Source organism: Streptomyces sp. NPDC026092 (assembly GCF_040638605.1).
In the GTDB taxonomy this organism is placed as follows: domain Bacteria; phylum Actinomycetota; class Actinomycetes; order Streptomycetales; family Streptomycetaceae; genus Streptomyces.
The window spans coordinates 219,864-236,508 of record NZ_JBEZYN010000011.1 but is presented as its reverse complement, the minus strand read 5'-3'; the positions used below and the strand labels follow the sequence as shown (position 1 = coordinate 236,508).

The 16,645-nt window shown below is 70.4% G+C and carries 17 protein-coding genes; 9 read left to right on the top strand and 8 right to left on the bottom strand.

What is annotated here, in order from left to right:
• Positions 1 to 67 precede the first annotated feature (67 nt).
• Together AB0F56_RS20320 and AB0F56_RS20315 are read left to right on the top strand one after the other, a co-directional pair.
• Positions 68 to 658 carry an N-acetylmuramoyl-L-alanine amidase gene (locus AB0F56_RS20320; RefSeq protein ID WP_362011404.1) on the top strand — a complete coding sequence of 197 codons (591 nt, stop codon included), beginning with the start codon at positions 68 to 70 and terminating at the stop codon, positions 656 to 658.
• Positions 659 to 682: 24 nt separating this feature from the next.
• A complete protein-coding gene (locus AB0F56_RS20315; protein ID WP_362011402.1) occupies positions 683 to 1,576 on the top strand; it encodes a pyridoxal-phosphate dependent enzyme in 894 nt (297 codons plus the stop codon).
• 7 nt (positions 1,577 to 1,583) lie between these two features.
• On the opposite strand, the gene AB0F56_RS20310 is transcribed toward AB0F56_RS20315, so the two are convergent.
• Entirely contained in the window at positions 1,584 to 3,176 is a 1,593-nt protein-coding gene (locus tag AB0F56_RS20310; protein ID WP_362011400.1) for a Na+/H+ antiporter, read from the bottom strand.
• A gap of 46 nt (positions 3,177 to 3,222) precedes the next feature.
• On the opposite strand from AB0F56_RS20310, the gene AB0F56_RS20305 reads away from it, so the two are divergent.
• The 3 genes from AB0F56_RS20305 (at position 3,223) to AB0F56_RS20295 (ending at position 5,102) form a co-directional block, all read left to right on the top strand.
• A complete protein-coding gene (locus AB0F56_RS20305) occupies positions 3,223 to 3,483 on the top strand; it encodes a UBP-type zinc finger domain-containing protein (RefSeq protein WP_362011397.1) in 261 nt (86 codons plus the stop codon).
• 255 nt (positions 3,484 to 3,738) lie between these two features.
• The gene (locus AB0F56_RS20300) at positions 3,739 to 4,152 is read left to right on the top strand and encodes an anti-sigma regulatory factor (protein ID WP_362011395.1); all 414 of its coding nucleotides are present in this window, start codon (positions 3,739 to 3,741) and stop codon (positions 4,150 to 4,152) included.
• Positions 4,041 to 5,102, top strand: coding sequence for an RNA polymerase sigma factor SigF (locus AB0F56_RS20295; protein WP_362011478.1), 1,062 nt, complete (start codon positions 4,041 to 4,043; stop codon positions 5,100 to 5,102). The genes AB0F56_RS20300 and AB0F56_RS20295 overlap by 112 nt, the downstream gene beginning before the upstream one ends.
• Before the next feature lie 21 nt (positions 5,103 to 5,123).
• Here the strand turns inward: AB0F56_RS20295 and AB0F56_RS20290 are convergent, their stop codons facing one another.
• Complete coding sequence (locus AB0F56_RS20290; protein WP_362011392.1) at positions 5,124 to 5,537, bottom strand: hypothetical protein; 414 nt, start codon at positions 5,535 to 5,537, stop codon at positions 5,124 to 5,126.
• A 117-nt stretch (positions 5,538 to 5,654) separates the two neighbouring features.
• On the opposite strand from AB0F56_RS20290, the gene AB0F56_RS20285 reads away from it, so the two are divergent.
• On the top strand, positions 5,655 to 6,623 hold the full coding sequence (locus AB0F56_RS20285; RefSeq protein ID WP_362011390.1) for a diacylglycerol kinase family protein: 969 nt from the start codon (positions 5,655 to 5,657) through the stop codon (positions 6,621 to 6,623).
• Between the two features lie 317 nt (positions 6,624 to 6,940).
• Positions 6,941 to 7,198 (top strand): WhiB family transcriptional regulator, encoded by a 258-nt coding sequence (locus AB0F56_RS20280; RefSeq protein WP_003953983.1) that lies wholly within the window; start codon positions 6,941 to 6,943, stop codon positions 7,196 to 7,198.
• Positions 7,199 to 7,351: 153 nt separating this feature from the next.
• Here the strand turns inward: AB0F56_RS20280 and AB0F56_RS20275 are convergent, their stop codons facing one another.
• Together AB0F56_RS20275 and AB0F56_RS20270 are read right to left on the bottom strand one after the other, a co-directional pair.
• Positions 7,352 to 8,818: a PAS domain-containing sensor histidine kinase gene (locus AB0F56_RS20275; protein ID WP_362011475.1), complete on the bottom strand. Its 1,467-nt coding sequence runs from the start codon at positions 8,816 to 8,818 to the stop codon at positions 7,352 to 7,354.
• 365 nt (positions 8,819 to 9,183) lie between these two features.
• Positions 9,184 to 9,792, bottom strand: a complete 609-nt coding sequence (locus AB0F56_RS20270) for a TetR/AcrR family transcriptional regulator (RefSeq protein ID WP_362011387.1) — start codon at positions 9,790 to 9,792, stop codon at positions 9,184 to 9,186.
• Between the two features lie 84 nt (positions 9,793 to 9,876).
• On the opposite strand from AB0F56_RS20270, the gene AB0F56_RS20265 reads away from it, so the two are divergent.
• Together AB0F56_RS20265 and nagB are read left to right on the top strand one after the other, a co-directional pair.
• The gene (locus AB0F56_RS20265; protein ID WP_362011385.1) at positions 9,877 to 10,635 is read left to right on the top strand and encodes an SDR family oxidoreductase; all 759 of its coding nucleotides are present in this window, start codon (positions 9,877 to 9,879) and stop codon (positions 10,633 to 10,635) included.
• Between the two features lie 171 nt (positions 10,636 to 10,806).
• Positions 10,807 to 11,592, top strand: coding sequence for a glucosamine-6-phosphate deaminase (gene nagB / locus AB0F56_RS20260; RefSeq protein WP_362011382.1), 786 nt, complete (start codon positions 10,807 to 10,809; stop codon positions 11,590 to 11,592).
• Positions 11,593 to 11,671: 79 nt separating this feature from the next.
• Here nagB and AB0F56_RS20255 read toward each other — a convergent pair whose 3' ends face one another.
• The 4 genes from AB0F56_RS20255 to AB0F56_RS20240 form a co-directional block, all read right to left on the bottom strand.
• On the bottom strand, positions 11,672 to 13,201 hold the full coding sequence (locus AB0F56_RS20255) for a glycoside hydrolase family 3 N-terminal domain-containing protein (RefSeq protein WP_362011379.1): 1,530 nt from the start codon (positions 13,199 to 13,201) through the stop codon (positions 11,672 to 11,674).
• A 9-nt stretch (positions 13,202 to 13,210) separates the two neighbouring features.
• The gene (locus AB0F56_RS20250; RefSeq protein ID WP_362011376.1) at positions 13,211 to 14,068 is read right to left on the bottom strand and encodes a carbohydrate ABC transporter permease; all 858 of its coding nucleotides are present in this window, start codon (positions 14,066 to 14,068) and stop codon (positions 13,211 to 13,213) included.
• A complete protein-coding gene (locus AB0F56_RS20245; RefSeq protein ID WP_362011373.1) occupies positions 14,065 to 15,057 on the bottom strand; it encodes a sugar ABC transporter permease in 993 nt (330 codons plus the stop codon). The genes AB0F56_RS20250 and AB0F56_RS20245 overlap by 4 nt, the downstream gene beginning before the upstream one ends.
• Before the next feature lie 78 nt (positions 15,058 to 15,135).
• Positions 15,136 to 16,416, bottom strand: coding sequence for an extracellular solute-binding protein (locus AB0F56_RS20240; protein WP_362011370.1), 1,281 nt, complete (start codon positions 16,414 to 16,416; stop codon positions 15,136 to 15,138).
• Positions 16,417 to 16,645: the final 229 nt, after the last annotated feature.

Genomic DNA, 16,645 nt, shown 5'->3' with positions numbered 1-16,645 from the left:
ACAGCCGGCCCGGAGGCGGACACTCCGGTACGCCGGAACTGTCCCGCCATCCCTAAGGAGTTCGGCCATGGCCCCACCCATGTCCGCGAGCAGGTTCCTCGACGCCCTGCGCGACGAGGGTCTGACGGTCGTCGAGGTCGGCGACTGGCGCACCCACAACCGCAACCACAAGGGCCCCTGGGGGCCCGTCCACGGCGTGATGATCCACCACACGGTCACCCGGGGCACCCCGAACACCGTGCGGCTCTGCCGGGACGGTCACAGCACCCTGCCCGGGCCGCTCTGTCACGGCGTGATCGCCAAGGACGGCACGGTCCACCTGGTCGGCTACGGCCGCGCCAACCACGCCGGGGCGGGCGACGACGACGTCCTGCGGGCGGTCATCGCCGAGCAGCGGCTCCCGCCGGACAACGAGGCCACGACCGACGGCAACCGGCACTTCTACGGCTTCGAATGCGAGAACCTCGGGGACGGGCAGGACCCCTGGCCCAAGGTCCAGCTGGAGGCCATCGAGAAGGCCGCGGCGGCGCTCTGCCGGGTCCACGGCTGGACCCAGCGCTCGGTGATCGGCCATCTGGAGTGGCAGCCCGGCAAGGTCGATCCGCGTGGGTTCACGATGGCCTCGATGCGGGCGCGGATCGCCGAGCGCCTCCGGTAGTCGCCCCCGGTGGACAATGGCCGGGTGAACGCGTTCGACCTCGCCCGCCTGCGGCCCCGGCTCCCGTCCCCCCTGGAGCCGGTCGAGGACGAACGCTTCACCCGCCGGGGCCTGCGGCTGCTGCTCAAGCGCGACGACCTGATCCATCCGGACCTGCCCGGCAACAAGTGGCGCAAGCTCGCGCTCAACCTGCGCGCGGCGGACGGCCGCCCGGTGCTGACGTTCGGCGGCGCGTACTCCAACCACCTGCGGGCGACGGCCGCCGCCGGCCGGCTGCTCGGCTTCGACACGATCGGGGTCGTACGGGGCCAGGAGCTGGCCGACCGGCCCCTGAACCCCTCGCTGGCGCGGTGCGCGGCGGACGGGATGCGGCTGGTGTTCGTGGACCGGGCCACGTACCGGGCGAAGGCGGACCCGGACGTGCTCGCCGGGCTGCTCGACCGGTCCCCTTCGGGGACCTGTGTCGTCCCCGAAGGCGGCAGCAACGCCCTCGCCGTGGAGGGCTGCGTGGAGCTCGGCCGCGAGCTGCGCGGGAGCGCGGACGTGGTCGCCGTCGCCTGCGGCACCGGCGGCACGCTCGCGGGCCTGGCGGCCGGCCTGGGCCCCGAACAGCGGGCGCTGGGCGTCCCGGTCCTCAGGGGCGGCTTCCTGGGCGAGGAGGTACGCGCCCTGCAGCACGCCGCGTTCGGCGGCCCCCGGGGCGACTGGAGCCTCGACGAGCGCTTCCACGGCGGCGGTTACGCCCGTACGAACCCGGCGCTCGACGCGTTCGCCGAGGACTTCGAGGCGCGGCATGGACTCGCCATCGAGCGACTGTATGTCGCCAAAATGCTCCACGGACTTGTCGCCCTCGCCGAGGAGGGCGCGTTCGACCCGGGAACGAGGATCGCGGCGGTGGTGACGGGCGCGCCGTGCTGAGGCCCCTTCACGTCTCCTCGCGGAAGGCCGCCGCCTCCTCCAGGTCGAGCCGGCGCAGCAGCGTGCGCAGCATCTCGTCGTCGATGCGGCGCTCGTCGCGCAGTCGGACGAAGACCTCGCGCTCGGCCTCGATCATCTCGCGGGAGAGCCGGCGGTAGGTGTCGTCGGCGGTCTCGCCCGTGACCGCGTTGACCGAGCCGAGCCGCTCCCACACGGCGTTGCGGCGCCGCTCCAGGACCGTGCGGAGCCGGTCGGCGAGGGGCTCCGGCAGGGCGTTGCGCTCGTCGGCGAGCAGGGCCCGCAGGCGCTCCTCCGCCGCCTGGGACGCCTCGCTCTGGGCCTGCGCCTCGGCGAGGGTCTCCTGGTAGGTGTCGCGGGGCGGGAGCTTCAGGAGCCGGATCAGCGGGGGCAGGGTGAGCCCCTGGACGACCAGGGTGCCGATGACGGTGGTGAAGGTGAGGAAGAGGACGAGGTTGCGGGCGGGGAACTCCACCCCGTCCGTCATCACCGGGATGGAGAAGGCGATGGCGAGGGAGACGACACCGCGCATGCCTGCCCAGCCGACGATCAGCGGCGCCCTCCAGTCCACACCCGGCTCGCGTTCCCTGATCCGTTCCGACAGCCATCGGGGCAGGAAGGTCGCGGGGTAGACCCAGACGAAGCGGACGACGACCACGGCCACGAAGACACCCACGGCGTACCAGATCGCCTCGCCGATCCCGTACCGCCCGAGGCCCTCGACGACGTACGGCAGCTGGAGGCCGATGAGGGCGAAGACGGCGGACTCCAGGATGAAGGCGACCATCTTCCACACGGCCTCCTCCTGGAGGCGGGTCGCGAAGTCGACCTGCCAGTTGCGGTGGCCGAGGAAGAGCCCGACGACGACCACCGCGAGGACTCCGGAGGCGCCGACCTGTTCGGCCGCCGCGTAGGCGACGAAGGGGATCAGGAGCGACATGGTGTTCTGCAGCAGGGCCTCGCCGAGGTGGCAGCGGAGCCAGTGGATCGGGGCCATCAGGACGAGGCCGACGCCGATCCCGCCGAGCGCCGCGAGCGCGAACTCGCCGAGGCCGCCCGCCCAGCTCATGCCCTCGCCGACGGCGGCGGCCAGGGCGACCTTGAAGGCGGTGATGGCCGTCGCGTCGTTCACCAGCGACTCGCCCTGGAGGATGGTGGTGATCCGGTTCGGCAGCCCCAGCTTGCGCGCGATCGCCGTCGCCGCGACCGCGTCCGGCGGCGCGACGACCGCGCCGAGCACGAGCGCCGCCGTGAGCGGCAGGTCCGGGACGAGGACGTACGCGAGCCATCCGACGGCGACGGTGGCGAAGAGGACGTACCCGACCGAGAGCAGGGCGACGGGCCGGATGTTGGCCCGCAGATCGAGGTACGAGGAGTCGACCGCCGCCGTATAGAGGAGCGGGGGCAGGATGAGCGGCAGGATGATGTGCGGGTCGAGGGTGTAGTCGGGGACGCCGGGCAGGTACGCGGCGGCGAGGCCGGCGGCCACCAGGAGCAGCGGCGCGGGGACCGGTGTCCTGCGGGCCAGGCCCGCCACCGCGGCGCTCGCCGCGACCAGCCCCACCAACTGCAGTGCGTCCATCCGTCGGCCCCGTCCCCGGCTCGTTCCAGCACGTAACCTGGCCATCATGAGCGAGTGCCCGCACGTTGCCGAAATGCCGCGCCCCGAACCCGCGCCGCTGACCGACACCTGTCCCGAGTGCCTGAGCGACGGGACCCACCCCGTACAGCTGCGGATCTGCCTCACGTGCGGGCACGTGGGCTGCTGCGACTCCTCCGCGGGGCGGCACGCGACCGGGCACTTCTCGACCACCGGCCACCCGGTGATGCGGACCTTCGAGCCGAACGAGCGCTGGCGCTGGTGTTTCGTGGACGGTTCGATCGTCTGAGGGCTGGGTACGACACCCCGGCAATCCGCTGTCGGTCGCTCACAATTGGCCCCGCAGACCTCTAGCCACTGTCCGTACTCATGGCCTTACCATGAGTGACAGACGGGGGCAGGGGACGACCGGGGCCCACGGCGACACGGCAGCATGGATCGCGATAGCGTCACCGCGGATTGCGCAACCGACTGCGCACCGCCCGGTTCGGGGGGCTTTCTCCCCCCGGGCCCCGAATGAGCTTGTGCCACCTTGGAGGTGAGGGTGTCCCAGATCGCAGGCGAGCCCGGGTCCCAGGACTTCGTGGAAGTCCGGCTGCCCGCTGCGGGTGCCTACCTGTCCGTGCTGCGTACGGCCACGGCCGGCCTCGCGGCGCGCTTGGACTTCACCCTCGACGAGATCGAGGACTTGCGGATCGCGGTCGACGAGGCGTGCGCCATCCTGCTCCAGCAGGCCGTACCGGGTTCCGTCCTCAGCTGCGTCTTCCGCCTGATCGACGACTCGCTCGACGTGACGGTGTCCGCGCCCACCACGGACGGCCGTGCTCCCGAGCGGGACACCTTCGCCTGGACGGTGCTCTCCGCGCTGGCCGGCAAGGTCGAGTCGACCGTGGCGGACGACAAGACGGTCTCCATCAGCCTGTACAAACAGCGCGGCGCGGGGCCAGGCCCGGCGTGAGGAGCGGGGACGCGACGGCCGGCATCCCTGAGCAGCAGGCGCGGCCGCATCCGGAGGTCGAGGTCGAGGTCGCTACGGAGCAGGCGGTCCAGATGAGCGAGCACGAGCAGCACAACGAGGTCCCGAAGGACGCCGAGCCGCAGAAGGCCGAGGACGTTCCCGAGGTTCCGCGCGCCCACCAGGAGGCGCCGGACCCGCACGACCGGAGCGGGGCGCGCGCGCTCTTCGTCGAGCTGCGCAAGCTGCCGGAGGGCTCCGCGGAGAAGGCGGAGCTGCGCAATCAGCTGGTACGGATGCACCTGCCGCTGGTCGAGCACCTGGCGCGGCGGTTCCGCAACCGGGGCGAGCCGCTCGACGACCTGACGCAGGTCGCGACGATCGGCCTGATCAAGTCGGTGGACCGGTTCGACCCGGAGCGGGGCGTCGAGTTCTCGACGTACGCGACGCCGACGGTGGTCGGCGAGATCAAGCGGCACTTCCGGGACAAGGGCTGGGCGGTGCGCGTGCCGCGCCGGCTCCAGGAGCTGCGGCTCTCGCTGACGACGGCGACGGCGGAGCTGTCCCAGCTGCACGGCCGTTCCCCGACGGTGCACGAGCTGGCGGAGCGGCTCGGGATCTCCGAGGAGGAGGTCCTGGAGGGCCTGGAGTCGGCGAACGCCTACTCGACGCTCTCGCTGGACGTGCCCGACACGGACGACGAGTCCCCTGCGGTCGCGGACACGCTCGGCGCGGAGGACGAGGCCCTGGAGGGAGTCGAGTACCGGGAGTCGCTCAAGCCGCTCCTGGAGGACCTGCCGCCCCGGGAGAAGCGGATCCTGCTGCTTCGCTTCTTCGGGAACATGACCCAGTCGCAGATCGCGCAGGAGGTCGGCATCTCGCAGATGCACGTCTCCCGTCTGCTGGCGCGCACGCTGGCGCAGCTGCGGGAGAAGCTCCTCGTGGAGGAGTGAGCCCCGCTCCCTTACGCCCCGTCACGCCTCGCCGCGACGACCGATGCCCAGGGCCTCGGTCGTCGCGGGGTTCACGAGGAGAACGAGCCCGGTGACGGCGAGGACGGCGAGGGCGATGCCGCCGGGGATCAGGGCGCTGTTCGCCTGGAGGAGCTGCCAGGCGACCGGCAGGGCCAGGATCTGGGTGATGATCGCCGGGCCCCGGCTCCAGCTCCGGCGCAGCAGCAGTCCGCGCGCCGCGGCTCCCGGGATGAGGCCGAGCGCGATCAGGGTCGCCCCGCCCATGACCGCCTGCGTCAGGCCGTCGGGGTCGCCGGTGAGCGCGGTCACGAGCACGTACACGCCCCCGATCATCAGCGCGAGGGCTTCGATGCCGGCCACCGCGGCCGCCGCGGTCAACCGGACAGGGCGGGGAGTCTGCTCCGTACTGCTCATACCCGGCAGGGTAGCCGGGCCCGCCGGCCGGGACGGCGTCCAGGTCCGTCCGCCGGGGCCGTCCGCCAGGTGGCCACGAGTGGGAATCAGTACCACCGGGTAGGTACGCTGGCGGCCATGCGCGCACTTCTCGTGGTCAATCCGGCAGCCACCACCACCAGTGCCCGCACCCGTGACGTCCTCATCCACGCCCTCGCGAGCGAGATGAAGCTGGAGACCGTCACCACCGAGTACCGCGGGCACGCCCGCGACCTCGCCCGCCGGGCCGCGGAGTCCCGGGACGTGGAGATGGTCGTCGCCCTCGGCGGCGACGGGACGGTGAACGAGGTCGTCAACGGACTCCTGCACGACGGTCCCGATCCGGAGCGGCTTCCGGGCCTGGCGATCGTGCCCGGCGGCTCCACCAATGTCTTCGCCCGTGCGCTCGGATTGCCCAACGACGCCGTCGAGGCGACGGGCGCGCTGCTCGACGCGCTCCGTGAGCGCCGTGCACGCACAGTGAGCCTCGGGATCGCGTCCGGTACGCCGGGAACCGAGGACGAGGCCGTTCCGGCGCGCTGGTTCACTTTCTGCGCCGGATTCGGGTTCGACGCCGGTGTCATCGGACGAGTCGAACAGCAGCGGGAGCGCGGCAAGAGATCCACGCACGCGCTCTACCTCCGCCAGGTGGTCCGCCAGTTCCTCGGGGAGCCGCACCGCCGGCACGGCACGATCACCCTGGAGCGGCCCGGCCACGCCCCGGTCGAGGAGCTGGTCCTCTCCATAATCTGCAACACCTCCCCCTGGACCTACCTGGGCAATCGTCCGGTGTACGCGTCCCCGGAGGCCTCCTTCGACACCGCTCTCGACGTCCTCGGACTGAGCCGTCTGTCGACCCCGGCGGTGGCCCGTTACGCCACCCAGCTGCTCACTTCGACCCCCGAGCGCGGCCCCCACGGCAAGCACGCACTGTCTCTGCACGATCTGACGGACTTCACCTTGCATTCGAAGGTTCCGCTCCCTCTGCAGATGGACGGAGACCACCTCGGACTGCGTACGAGCGTGACGTTCACAGGCGTTCGCCGTGCACTGCGTGTGATTGTGTGAGTGGAAGGGCCGAAAGTCCTTTCACTCGAACGTTTAGACTGGCATCCACCCCTTAGAAGTACGGCTGTGACCTAGCCGACACCGAGGAATCAAAAAAAACTTTCCGGAAAGGGTTGTATCCGCTGCCGGGGTTTGGGAGTCTCTTCTTGGCGATCGGGACGGCCCGCAAGACCGGCCTCCACTGAGAGCCAGAACCCCTCCTCAATCCAAGGACGCAACCAGTTCATCTGGTAGTCGGCCCTTCCCTTGCGGGGGGATTCGTGAAAGCGTTCACATTCACAAGCAACCCGCACGTAATACCAAGAGAGGTAGCAGCCATGGACTGGCGTCACAACGCCGTTTGTCGTGAGGAAGACCCCGAGCTGTTCTTCCCCATCGGCAACACCGGTCCTGCGCTGCTGCAGATCGAGGAAGCCAAGGCCGTCTGCCGCCGCTGCCCCGTCATGGAGCAGTGCCTGCAGTGGGCGCTCGAGTCCGGCCAGGACTCCGGCGTCTGGGGTGGCCTCAGCGAGGACGAGCGCCGCGCGATGAAGCGCCGCGCCGCTCGCAACCGGGCGCGCAACGCCAGCGCCTGACGCCCCCGCGACAAGCCTGAGGCCCGCGGCGCGTACATCGCGTACGCAATCACCGCTCTCGAGCCGCAGCGCGCAGCAGTAACCCACAGCATTCGAGCCCCGGACCGATCTTCTTCGGTCCGGGGCTCGCTGCTGTGCGCACTGCCGTCCGGCTTACTTCTGGGGCTCCACCGGGATGTCGAGGACGACCTTGGTCCCGCCTTCCGCGCCCGGCTGCATGTCGAAGGTGCCGCCCAACTCCCCCTCCACCAGCGTTCGTACGATCTGCAGGCCGAGATTGCCCGCACGCTGCGGGTCGAAGCCCTCCGGCAGGCCGCGGCCGTCGTCCTTGACCGTGATCAACAGCCGTGCGTCGGCGCGGGGTTCGCCGCGGACGGCCGTGACCTCGACCGAGCCGCGCTCCCCCGGCGCGAAGGCGTGCTCCAGGGCGTTCTGGAGGATCTCGGTGAGGACCATGGAGAGCGGGGTGGCGACCTCGGCGTCGAGGATGCCGAAGCGGCCGTTGCGCCGGCAGGTCACCTTGCCCGGGGAGATCTCCGCGACCATCGCGATCACCCGGTCGGCGATCTCGTCGAACTCCACCCGCTCGTCCAGGTTCTGGGAGAGCGTCTCGTGCACGATCGCGATCGAGCCGACCCTGCGCACGGCCTCGTTGAGGGCCTCGCGCCCCTGGTCGGAGTCCATCCGGCGGGCCTGCAGGCGCAGCAGCGCGGCCACGGTCTGGAGGTTGTTCTTCACCCGGTGGTGGATCTCCCGGATGGTGGCGTCCTTGGTGATCAACTCGCGCTCGCGGCGGCGCAGTTCGGTGACGTCACGGAGCAGAACGAGCGAACCGATGCGGGTGCCCTTGGGCTTGAGCGGGATCGCCCGGAGCTGGATCACACCGCCGTTGCCCTCGACCTCCGCCTCGCGCGGGGCGTAGCCGGAGGCCAGCTTGACCAGGGCTTCGTCGACCGGGCCGCGGGAGGGGGCGAGTTCGGCGGTGATCTGGCCGAGGTGCTGGCCGACGAGGTCGGCGGCGAGGCCGAGCCGGTGGTACGCGGAGAGGGCGTTGGGCGAGGCGTACTGGACGATGCCGTCGGCGTCGAGCCGGATGAGTCCGTCGCCGGCGCGCGGCGAGGAGTCCATGTCGCTCGCCTCCCCGGGGAAGGGGAACGTTCCGGCGGCGATCATCTGGGCCAGGTCGGAGGCGGACTGGAGGTAGGTCAGCTCCAGGCGGGACGGGGTCCGCACGGTGAGCAGATTGGTGTTGCGGGCGATCACGCCGAGGACCCGGCCCTCGCGGCGCACGGGGATGGACTCGACCCGTACGGGAACCTCCTCGCGCCACTCCGGGTCGCCCTCGCGCACGATCCGGCCCTCGTCGAGAGCCACGTCGAGCAGAGGGCGGCGGCCACGTGGAACCAGGTGGCCGACCATGTCGTCCTGATAGGAGGTCGGTCCGGTGTTCGGCCGCATCTGGGCGACGGAGACATAGCGGGTGCCGTCCAGGGTAGGGACCCAGAGAACGAGGTCGGCGAAGGACAGGTCGGAGAGCAGCTGCCACTCCGACACCAGCAGGTGGAGCCACTCGAGGTCGGACTCACTCAGAGCGGTGTGCTGGCGGACGAGCTCGTTCATGGAGGGCACAGGGGCGAGCGTACCTGCGGATTCGTCGGGCGATGAACCTGGATCTCACGGCGTTCGTGTTGGAGGATGGGCCGGGAACGCGGCCCTGCCGATGGATGGACAGACAATAATGGTCTAGTCCACAATGGCGGGGAAGCACCCTGTGAAAGACCTCCGCCCTCCCCGCACAGGAGGGCGGACGAGGTGATCGACGCTCTCTGCCCTGACTGCGTCGAGACCTCCCATACGGCCGCGGGACCGCACATCCTCGGCCGGGCAACTCCGGGCTGCGGTGCCGGACGGGTTGAGGGTCCCGTCGGGCGCCGTAGCCCGCGGGTGTTTCCGGGGGCTTTCAGCTTGCGGCCGGGCCGGCCGCTTCAGCCTCGGCCGTCGGCCGTCGGCCAGGAGAGCATCGCCGCCTCCGCGACCGCCTCCAGCTCCGTCTTCGTCGCCCCGTCGCGCGCCTGCTGGGACATGCCCTGGAGGACCGCGCCGTAGAGCCGGGCCAGGGTGGCCGTGTCCGTGCCCGCGGGCAGCTCGCCGGCGTCGACGCCGCGGCGGATCCGGGCCTCGAAGGCCGCCAGGTTGCGCGTGCGGCGGGCCCGCAGGGTCTGCTCGACCTCGGGGTTGGAGCAGTTCGTCGCGGCGGAGATCATCAGGCAGCCGCGTGGGTGGGACGGGTCGGTGAAGACGTCCGCCGCCTCCCTGAGCATCCGGCCGAGCGAGCCGCGCGCCGTCGGCTCCTCCGCGAGGGCCCGGCCCCCGTACGAGCCGTAACTGACGGCGTACGCCTCCACGACCTCCTCGAACAGGGCCTTCTTGTCGCCGAAGGCCGCGTAGAGGCTCGGGGCGCTGATGCCCATGGCGCGGGTGAGGTCGGCGACGGAGGTCGTCTCGTACCCGTGCTCCCAGAACGCCATCGTGGCCTGCTCCAGCGCCGTGAGCCGGTCGAAGGAGCGGGGGCGGCCGCGCTGTCCTGTCGTCATGACGCCAATTCTATAGCGGGCACTACGGAAGTGATGCTACGGTCTTTTCTGTAACGACCACTAAAGAAGTGAGGGGGGCGTCCCATGGGTGCGCTCACGGGCAGGACGGCACTGGTCACGGGCGGCAGCCGGGGCATCGGGCGGGGCATCGCCGAGCGGCTCGGCCGGGACGGCGCGCGGGTCGCTGTGCATTACGGAGCCAATGAGACGGCCGCGAAGGAGACCGTCGCGGCGATCGAGGCGGCGGGCGGCGAGGCGTTCGCGATCGGCCAGGAGCTCGGTACGGACGGGGACGCGGCGGCGCTCTGGGCGCGGTTCGACGAGCGGGTGGGATCGGACGGGCTCGACATCCTCGTCAACAACGCGGGGATCACGGCCTCGCAGCCGTTCGCGACGATCGACGAGGCGGAGTACGACCGGGTCTTCGCGGTGAACACGAAGGCACCGTTCTTCCTCGCACAGCAGGGGGCGGAGCGGCTGCGGGACGGGGGCCGGATCATCAACGTCTCCACGGGCCTGAGCCAGGCCGCGATGATGCCCGAGTTGATCGCGTACGCGATGTCCAAGAGCGCCCTGGACACCTTCACGCGCTATCTGTCGAAGGTGTTCGGCGCGCGGGGCATCACGGTCAACGCGGTGGCGCCCGGGATCGTGGACACGGACATCAACGCGACATGGCTGCGCGGGAACGACGAGGCGTGGGCGGGCGCGGCGGCCCTCTCGACGCTCGGGCGGGTCGGGGAGCCCGCGGACATAGCCGACGTGGTGGCCTTCCTGGCCTCGCACGACGGGCGCTGGGTGACGGGGCAGTGGATCGACGCGACGGGAGGTTCGATCGCCTGACCGGGGTGGGGCTCCGGTGGCTGCGGAGGGCGTGCCGTTCGACCATGGGGAGGGCACCGTCCGCCGGTTGGAAGGGCCTGAGCGGACGGCCTCCGCTCTGCTAGATTGAGCTTTGATTGGTCTATACCACCAGGCCCCTCACCAGCCCCTCACCAGATCGGCAGGCACAGCGTGGAAGTTGTCATCGTCCCGGACGCCACGGCAGGCGGAGAGCTCATCGCGGACGGCATCGCCGGCCTCCTGCGCCGCAAGCCCGACGCGCTGCTCGGCGTTGCCACCGGCTCTACTCCGCTGCCCATCTACGAGGCCCTGATCGCCCAGGTCAAGGCCGGTTCCGTGGACGCCTCGCGCGCCCGGATCGCTCAGCTGGACGAGTACGTCGGGCTGCCCACCGGGCACCCGGAGTCCTACCGCTCCACCGTCCTGCGCCAGGTCGTCGAGCCGCTCGGGCTCTCCGCGGACGCCTTCATGGGCCCCGACGGCTCGGCCGAGGACGTCCAGGCGGCCTGCGAGGCCTACGACCTGGCCCTGCGCGAGGCGGGCGGGGTCGACCTGCAGATCCTCGGCATCGGGACCGACGGGCACATCGGCTTCAACGAGCCGTGCTCCTCGCTCGCCTCCCGGACGCGGATCAAGACGCTCACCGAGCAGACCCGTGTCGACAACGCGCGCTTCTTCGACAACGACATCGAGCAGGTGCCGCACCACGTCATCACCCAGGGCATCGGCACCATCCTGGAGGCCCGGCACCTGGTGCTCCTGGCCACCGGCGAGGGCAAGGCGGACGCCGTGGCCCAGACCGTCGAGGGCCCGGTCGCCGCGATCGTGCCGGCCTCCGCTCTCCAGCTGCACCCGCACGCCACGGTCGTCGTGGACGAGGCCGCCGCGTCCAAGCTGAAGCTCGCGGACTACTTCCGCCACACCTTCGCCAACAAGCCCACCTGGCAGGGCATCTAGGACCTGTGCGTACGCCAGAGGGGCCCGGCACCTGAATCAGGTGCCGGGCCCCTCTCACGTACAGACCGCAGATTCGCCCTCAGACCCCGTCCCGGACCCCGGCGATGGCCTCAGCCGCCGCGCGGCCGCAGACGCGGGCCGCGCCGTGCGTGGCGATGTGCAGGGCGCCGCGAGGCGGGGCCTGGTTCAGGCCCATCTCCACCACGACCGTGTCCGGGCGGGCCGCGAGCAGGGCGTCGAGGGCCTCGGTCATCCACGGGTGCCGGTGGGCGTCCCGGACGACCGCGACGATCCGCCGCTCCTTCGCCGCGGCGAGCACGGCGTCCACCGACGGCTCGTCGAACGCGCCGGTCTCGGTGCCCGGAAGCAGCCGCGCCAGCTCGGCCGCGACACCCCAGGGCGTCTCGTCACCCACGGCGATGTTGGCGACCGGGGTGAAGGCGGCGACGTACGGAGCGTCGGTCACGGGTGTGTAGGGCAGCTCCCCCGGGGTGAGCGTCACGGCCCTGCGGGCGGCGACGAGCCCGATCTCGGTGCCGGGCGCGGTCCCCTCCTGCACTGCCGCGCCCGGCCCCGATTCAGCCCCCCTGGCCCGGTGCGCCTGGGTCCAGGCCGCCAGGGCGCGTACCCGCGCCGCGGCGTCGGCCAGCCGCTCCTCGGGCAGTTCACCGGTCCGTACCGCTGCGACCAGCGCGTCGCGCAGCCGCAGTACGGTGTCCTCGTCGGCCAGCCCGCCGCCGACGCAGATGGCGTCGGCGCCCGCGGCGATCGCGAGGACGGATCCACGCTCGATGCCGTACGTCGACGCGATGGCCTGCATCTCCATGCCATCGGTGACGATCAGCCCCTCGAAGCCCAGCTCCTGACGGAGCAGACCGGTCAGGATCTGCGGGCTCAGGGTCGCCGGCCGCTCGGGGTCGAGCGCGGAGAGCAGGATATGCGCGCTCATGACCGCTTTGGTACCCGCGGCGATGGCAGCGCGGAAAGGTACCAGCTCACGGGCGTGCAGTGTGGCGAGATCCACATCGATCCGGGGCAGCGCGTGGTGCGAGTCCACGTTGGTGTCGCCGTGTCCGGGGAAGTGCTTGGTGCACGCGGCGACCCCGACGGCCTGCAGGCCCTCGACGTACGCCACGGTGTGCCGGGCGACCAGATCGGGGCCCGCGCCGAAGGAGCGGACGCCGATGACCGGGTTGTCGGCGTTGGAGTTCACGTCCGCCGACGGCGCCCAGTTGAGGTCGACCCCGCAGGCGGCGAGCCGGCGGCCGAGCTCGGCGGCGACGGACCGGGTGAGGTCGACGTCGTCGACCGAGCCGAGGGCGTAGTTGCCGGGGAAGGAGGAGCCGTGCCGGACCTCCAGGCGGGTGACGTCGCCACCCTCCTCGTCGATGGCGACGAGGACGTCGTCCCGCTCGGCCCGCAGCCGGCCGGTGAGCGCGGCGAGCTGCTCGGGGGAGGCGATGTTCCGGCCGAACAGGCCGACGGAGGAGAGGCCCTCACCGATCCTGCGGAGCAGCCAGTCGGGCGCGGTCGTGCCGACGAAGCCGGGCTGGAGGACCGTGAGCGCGTCACGGGTCAGGGTGTCCGATGCGCTGACGAGTGTGGTCATGAGGCGGCGTTATCCCTTCACCGCGCCGGCCGTCAGGCCCGCGGCCATCTTGCGCTGGACAAGGAGGAAGAGGATCACGATGGGGACGGCCATCATGGTGGAGCCCGCCATCATCGGGGCGTACTCGGTGCCGTTCTTCGTGATGAAGTTGCCGAGCCAGACGGTGGCCGTCTGGTTCTGCTGGCTCATCAGCATCAGCGCGTAGAGGTACTCGTTCCACGCCTGGATGAAGCCGTAGACGGAGGTGGCGACCATGCCGGGGGCGAGCAGCGGGAAGACGACCCGCATGAAGGCGCCGGTGCGGGTGCAGCCGTCGACCATGGCCGCCTCCTCCAGCTCCTTCGGGATGTTGACGATGAATCCGCGCAGCGTCCACACCGTGAAGGGCAGGATGAAGGTCAGGTAGGTGATGATCAGGCCGCTGATCTTGTCGTACTGGCCCAGGTCGTTGAGCATCAGGAAGACCGGAATGATCATCGCGACGAGCGGGACCATCTGGACGGCGAGGATGCCGACGATGACGATCTTGCGGCCGCGGAAGGCGAACCGGGAGATGGCGAGCGCCGCCAGCATGCCGACGAGGATGCCGATGACGACGACCACCGACGAGACGATGAGGCTGCGGGTGACCGGGCCCCAGAAGTCGGCGATGTCCAGGGCACGCGTGAAGTTGTCCAGCGTGAACACGGACGGGAAGAAGTGCGGGTTCGGGTCGATGGCGTCCTTGGCCGGCTTGAAGGCCGTGTTGACCATCCAGTAGACCGGGAAGCCGACCGTGACGAAGACCAGGAGCCCGATCAGGTTCCAGCCGAGCTTGGACTTGCGGCGGCGGGTCACGCGGCCGCCTGCTGCGTTCGCTGCGCTCACTCGACCTCTCCGATCTTGAGCATCTGCCGCATGTACACGGCAACCACGCCGAGCAGCAGGACGACGGTGACGAGGGCGATCGCGGAGCCGGTGCCGTAGTCGTTGACGACGAAGGCCTTGTCGAAGGAGTACGTGGTGAGCAGCTGGAACTCGGCCTCGGGGTGGCCGTTGCGCATCACGTAGACCTGCGGGAAGACGCCCATGTCCCAGATGACCGAGAGCGTCGTCAGCATGACGATGATCGGCTTGAGGATGGGCAGGGTCACGAAGCGGAAGACGCCCCAGGCTCCGGCGCCGTCGAGGCGCGCGGCCTCCTCCAGCTCCTTGGGGACCTGGGTCAGACCGGCGCTCAGGGTGATGACGACGAAGGGCACGGCGCCCCAGACCACGAGCAGCATGATGACGGCGAGGCCTTGCGGGCCGCTGGCGAACCAGTTGTGGCCGATCATGTCGACGCCGGGGATCTTGCTGAACAGCCAGTTGAGGACGCCGTAGTCGGCGTCGAAGAGCCACTTGAAGATGGCGGTGGCGACGATGATGGGCATGCCCCAGCTCGCCACGAGCGCGATGTTGATGAGCGTCTTGACCCAGCCGGAGACCCGCTGGAGCAGCAGGGCGATCAGCATGCCGATGACCATGGTGGCGATCACGGCGCCGCCCGCGAAGATCACGGTGCGCAGGACGACGGCCCAGAACTCGCCGTCGCCGAGGATCTTGGTGAAGTTGTCGACGCCGGCCCACTCGGCCTCCTGGAAGCCCCAGAGCTGGGGCTGTCCGAAGACCTGGAAGGAGAGGGTGACCAGGCGTACGAGCGGGTAGCCGAGCACCAGGAGCAGGATGAGCAGGCAGGGCGCGAGCAGCAGCCATGGGATCCCACCCCCGCCCGCGGTCAGCTTCCTCCCCGGCTTCGGGGTACCGGCTGCGGAGCCGGATGGTGGCGATTGCCGCGCCGGCGGCACCTTCGCGGTGGTTGTGTCTGCGGCACTCATCCCGTGCTCCTCAGCGATCCCTCTCGTGGTACGGGAAGCAGGGCCCCGTCATCGTGGTGACGGGGCCCTGCCCATAGGTCACTTGGTGTTGATGACCTTGTCGATCGCGGCGTCCGCGTCCTTCGCGGCGGCGTCGACCGACTTCTTGCCGTTGGCGATCTCGATGAGCATCGTCTTGAGGATCTGGGCCTTCTCGACCTGACCCCAGCCCGGGGCGGTCGGGACGAACCAGCTGGACTCGGCGGCGGTGGCCGCGACGGTGGTGGCCGGGTCGGCCTTCAGCGGGGCGAGGTCCGCCTTGTTGTTGGGCAGGTTGCCCTTGGCGACGAGGCCCTTCTGGCCCTCGGCGCCGGTGAAGGCGGCGATCCACTCGGCCGCGACGCCCTGCGCCTTGGACTTGACCGGGATGGCCAGGTCCGAGCCGCCGAGGAAGACCGGGAGGTTCTTGCCGGACGGGCCGGGCATCACGAAGTTCTCGAGCTTGTCCTTCAGCCCGCCGACCTTGTCGCTCTCCGGGGCGGCCGCGGTGGCGCCCTCCCAGCCGGCGGCGAACATCGTCGCGGCGTTGCCCTGGCCGAAGACGACCGGGCGGTCGGCCTCGTCCTTGGTCTTGTCGCCGTGCATGTACTTGTCGACGATGTTCTTGTACTCGCCCAGGCCCTTGAGGGACTCGGGCGAGGAGAGGCTGGCCTTCCAGGTCTCGCCCTCCTGCTTGGCGATGGAGCCGCCCGCGTCGAAGACGAAGGACATCGCGGCGTACCAGTCCGGCGACGGCTGGTACCAGGCGCTGAACTTGGCGCCCTTCTTCTTCTGGATGGCGTCGAGCGCGGTGGTCAGCTCGGCCCAGGTCTTCGGGGCGGCCTTGACGCCCGCCTCGGCGGCGATGTCCTTGCGCCAGGTGCCCACGCGGCCACCGGCGTAGTAGGGGACGCCGTAGGTCTTGCCGTTGTAGGTGACCGAGTCCTTGAGGGCGTCGAGCCACTTGTCGGAGTTCTCGAACTTCGACGGGTCGACCTCGGCGAAGGCACCCTTGGCCATGTAGCTGATCATCTCGGAGTTGCCCATCTCGACAACGTCCGGGGCCTTGTCCGTGGCGAGCACCGCGTCGAGCTTGGTGTTCTTGTCCGGCCAGCCGTAGTACTCGTGCTTGATCTTGATGCCCGGGTGCTTCTTCGTCACCGCGTCGTCGGCGGCCTTGACCAGCTCCGGCCAGTTGTTCTGGGCGTCGACCGTCAGCCAGACGGTCAGCTCCTTGGCGTCACCGCCGGCGTTGTCCCCGCTCTTGTCGGTGCCACCGCACGCCGCGATGGAGACCATGATGCCCGCGACGCCGATCGCCGCGATGAGCTTGCGCTTCACGCCACCCTCCTCAGGGATGCCTGCAACCCCCCCACCGCGCGAAGACATACGTCGAGTAGTGCTCGTGGGGCTGGGACCTGGTCTTTAATGGTTTAGACCAGTACCCGGAGCTTGGCCTAGACCTTTAGGGGTGTCAAGGGTGTATAAGAAGGGCAGTCGCGTCCGTTATCGGACCGACACCTGAGGGAGGGCGACGACCCGTGACCGGTCCGTGCCACCATGTGAGCCG